Consider the following 3,825-nt stretch of genomic DNA (forward strand, 5'->3'; position numbering starts at 1 on the left):
CTCATCGAACCGCCGGGCGCGATAGGCGGCGAGCGCTTCGGCATAGTGCGTGCGCAAGCTGCCCTGTGCGCCGGTGAGAGCGCCTGCCCTCGCCATCACCTCGAAGATCGCCTGCGGTGCGCTCTGGCCGGCCACGGCCAAACGATCGATCTCGCGTAGTTCGAGCCGTGATCCAATCGCGTCAGCGGTTGCCTGCGAGATCAGGATGCGGGTGCCGTAGGCCTTGTTGACGGCCTCCAGCCGCGAGGCCAGGTTGACGGCATCGCCCATCACCGTAAAGCTCATCATCAATTCGGAGCCGATGCTGCCGGTCAGGACCTCGCCGGTGGCGATGCCGATCCGCAAATCGCACGGCGCGGGCATGGCGCGGATACCGAGCAGGTCAGGCAGCTGCATCTGGAGCGCCGGCACCTGGTCGGTCATCTCGATGGCGGCAAGGCCCGCGAGCAGCGCCTGCTCGTCCTCCTCGATGAAGGGCGGGCCCCAATAGGACATGATGGCATCGCCGATATACTTGTCGATGATGCCGCGATTGCCCCTGATCGGGCCGGACATGACCGTGAAATAGTGGTTCATCACCCTGACGAGGCCGCGCGGGGTCATGCCCTCGCTCATCGCGGTGAAGCCGCTCATGTCGCAGAACATGATGGTCATGACCCGGCGCTCGCCGTCGATCGCGACCTCCGGCCGGTCGATCAGCCCCTGCACCACCTTGGGATCGATGTAGCGGCCGAAAGTCTCGCGGATGCGCTCGTTGTGCCTGAGCTGCTCCGTCATGCGGTTGAAGGCCGCGGCGAGCTCGCCGATCTCGTCCTTCGTGGAGACGGTGATGGTCCTGTCGAAGTGTCCCGCCTCGACCTCGCGGGTGCCGGCGAGCAGCAGCCGCACCGGACGCGTGATGCCGCTGGACACCAGGAGCGCAAAGGCAAATCCGACGATCGCGGCAAGCAATGTCACGACACCCGAAATGACGATTGCCTGGTGCTGGCGGCTGATCACCTGCGATGTCGAGGCGAAGACCTGCGTCAGCATGTCGGCGCGGATCGCGTCGATCTTCCGGTTGAACTGGTCGCGCAACACGTCGATGTGCTCCAGCGTGCCGCGAGCCTCCACCATCTGTTTGGCGTCGACCTGCTTGGCCAGCCTGCCGTGGTCCTCGTTCAGATCGCGGCGCAGCTCGGTGACGGCCGTCTCGATCCGGATATCGATCCGCGCCAGCGCGGCATTGTCGGAGGGCGTCCTGGAATCGTCGATGATCGCGTTGATGAGCTTGCGCGCGGCCTCAGCCTCCTCTTCGATCTTGCGGTCCGATTGCTCGAACTCGCGCAGGCGTGCCGTATAGGCCTCCTCGTCCGACGGAGCCTCCATCTTGGTCATGACCATCCGCCGCAGCGCCAGCCCCCGCTCCAGCGAACGGATGTTGGCGCGGGCCAGATGGCTATAGGCCGGGATGTAGCGGTTGGTCAGTTCGTCAAGGAGGACGCCGACCTGGCTCGACATCACCATCGACAGGATCGAGGTGACCAGCATCAGGACGATCAATCCGAGGGCGATACCGACGATCTTGCGCCGGATCGACTGGTTGAAAATCGGCATAGGCGCGGGGGCAAAGGCTGAAAGGATGGATTGAGGGAACTCATACACCGATTTGGCGACGGGAACACGCGCAATCGGCCCCCGTGACGCTCAAAGCCGGGCACAACCGTCGTGCGAGCCCACATCGTTAACAAAAGCTAAAGGGCCCGCCCCTTCTCCTTTGCGGAAGTTCCCTTGCCCCATCCGTATTTTGCCGCATTGTTGCGACAGCGTGAGGATGCGACACGATGCTGATGCATCGTGTCGGTGCTTTGATTCTCAAGCCGCATGTCGTCGCGGACCTTGGTTTGTGGTGGTTTCGCAGGGGGACCATGGAATGAACCAGTGCCTACGCTCGCTCGCGTGTGTCGTTGCCGTGGCCGCAATGGCCCTTCTTCCCACCGAGCTCGCGGCCAAGAGCAGTCACAAATCGTCCGCGCCGAAGAAGACGCATGAGGCGAAAGCCGGCAAGCAGCGTCATGCCGCGACCGGAAAATCGCGGCATGGCAAGCACGCCGGGCGGCTGGCCCCCCCCCGCGCGTTAACCGTCCGTTAACCAACGCAGCCTAGCCTGCTGTAATCGTCCAGCCATCATTAGCCCGAAATGCCTTCCCGGTTCGCTCCAGGAGAAGCGCCGATGTGCGTTGCGTTGTTGACGTATGCCGATCTCAGTGCCCGCCTCGATATCTCGCGCGAGGCCGCTCGTTCGCTCGCCAGGCGACGCGGTTTGCCGCGCTCGCGGTCGGATGATGGCAAGGCCCTGGTGAGCGTTGATCTCTCCGAACTGCGGTACACGCCCCGCCCGCGGCGTCGCGGCCGGGCAGACCCCATCGCCGCCTCCATGGCAAAGATCGAGGCATTCAAGGCGGAGGCCTTCAAGGCGGAGGTCGCGCGGCTCGAAGCAGCAGCAACCGGCTACAGGGCGGATTTCGAGCGCGAGCGTGAGCGCGCCGATCGCCTTGCCGTCGAGCTCAAGCAGGCGGCGGCCGAGACGAAGGCCGCCAATGCGTGGGCGGCACGCCTGGAAGACGAAGTGACGGCTTTGCGGACCGGTCGCCGCCCTGGTGGCGCGATCGCGGGACCAGCCGCGCTTCGATTGGGACACCTGGCCGCTTCCATCGTGGACGCAGACCGCGCGGCCTGCAGGTAGCACTCGAACCTTTCTCCATCCCGGCCTGCCGGAGCAACCGCGAGGACAGAATGACTGGCATGACCGATATTCACGAGATGAAGGCGCGCATTGTCGTATTCGGTGTCGGCGGGGCCGGCGGCAATGCCGTCAACAACATGATCACGGGCGGGCTGCAAGGGGTCGACTTCGTCGTCGCCAATACCGACGCGCAGGCGCTTGCCATGTCGAAGGCGACGCGCCTCATCCAGCTGGGCACACAGGTGACCGCGGGCCTCGGCGCCGGCTCGCAACCCGAATTGGGACGCGCCGCGGCCGAGGAGGCCATCGATACGATCCGCGACCATCTGACCGGCGCGCACATGGTGTTCGTGACTGCCGGCATGGGCGGCGGCACCGGCACCGGGGCTGCACCCATCATCGCCAGGACCGCGCGCGAGCTCGGCATCCTCACGATCGGCGTGGTCACCAAGCCATTCTACTTCGAGGGCCAGCGCCGCATGCGCTTTGCCGAAGCCGGCATCGAGGAATTGCTGAAGACGGTCGACACCCTGCTCATCATCCCGAACCAGAACCTGTTCCGGGTGGCCAGCGACAAGACCACATTCGCCGATGCCTTTGCCCTCGCCGATCAGGTGCTTTATTCGGGCGTGGCCTGCATCAGCGACCTCATCGTCAAGGAAGGCCTGATCAATCTCGATTTTGCCGACGTTCTCTCCGTGATGCGGGAGAAGGGCAAGGCGATGATGGGACGGGGCGAGGCTTCCGGCGAGAAACGCGTGCTCGCCGCCGCCGTGGCCGCAATCTCCAATCCATTGATCGAGAACCCCTCGATCAAGCGCGCCAGTGGCCTCATCATCTCCATCACCGGCGGCAGGGATCTCATGCTGTTCGAAGTCGACGAAGCCGCCACCCGCATTCGCGACGAGGCCGACCCGGACGCCAACATCATCGTCGGCGCGTCGTTTGACGAAAGCCTCGAAGGCATCGTCCGCGTCTCGGTGGTGGCGACCGGGATCGACAATGTCGACCCGGCGCAGCTCGCGGCGCCGGTGGAAACCGCTCTCTCGCTGCTCGCCGGCCTCTTACGCAACGACAGCCGCCGCATGGCCGTTCGCATC

The 3,825-nt window shown here is 64.8% G+C and carries 3 protein-coding genes; 2 read left to right on the plus strand and 1 reads right to left on the minus strand.

Going from position 1 to position 3,825, the window contains the following annotated elements:
- A partial coding sequence (locus MOV75_RS30230; protein ID WP_247007149.1) for an adenylate/guanylate cyclase domain-containing protein occupies nucleotides 1-1,596 on the minus strand: 1,596 nt, incomplete at its 3' end.
- Nucleotides 1,597-2,212: 616 nt separating this feature from the next.
- Between MOV75_RS30230 and MOV75_RS30235 the strand changes: the two genes are divergently transcribed.
- Nucleotides 2,213-2,725: a hypothetical protein gene (locus MOV75_RS30235; protein ID WP_246931679.1), complete on the plus strand. Its 513-nt coding sequence runs from the start codon at nucleotides 2,213-2,215 to the stop codon at nucleotides 2,723-2,725.
- Nucleotides 2,726-2,775: 50 nt separating this feature from the next.
- The coding region (ftsZ, locus tag MOV75_RS30240) for a cell division protein FtsZ (RefSeq protein WP_247007150.1) at nucleotides 2,776-3,825 on the plus strand (1,050 nt) is incomplete at its 3' end.

The organism is Bradyrhizobium sp. PRIMUS42, from assembly GCF_023006515.1.
In the GTDB taxonomy this organism is placed as follows: Bacteria; Pseudomonadota; Alphaproteobacteria; order Rhizobiales; family Xanthobacteraceae; genus Bradyrhizobium.

Coding starts and splice junctions, on each gene's coding strand:
- MOV75_RS30235 (WP_246931679.1), top strand. CDS start 2,213: ATGTGCGTTGCGTTGTTGACGTATGCCGATCTCAGTGCCCGCCTCGAT.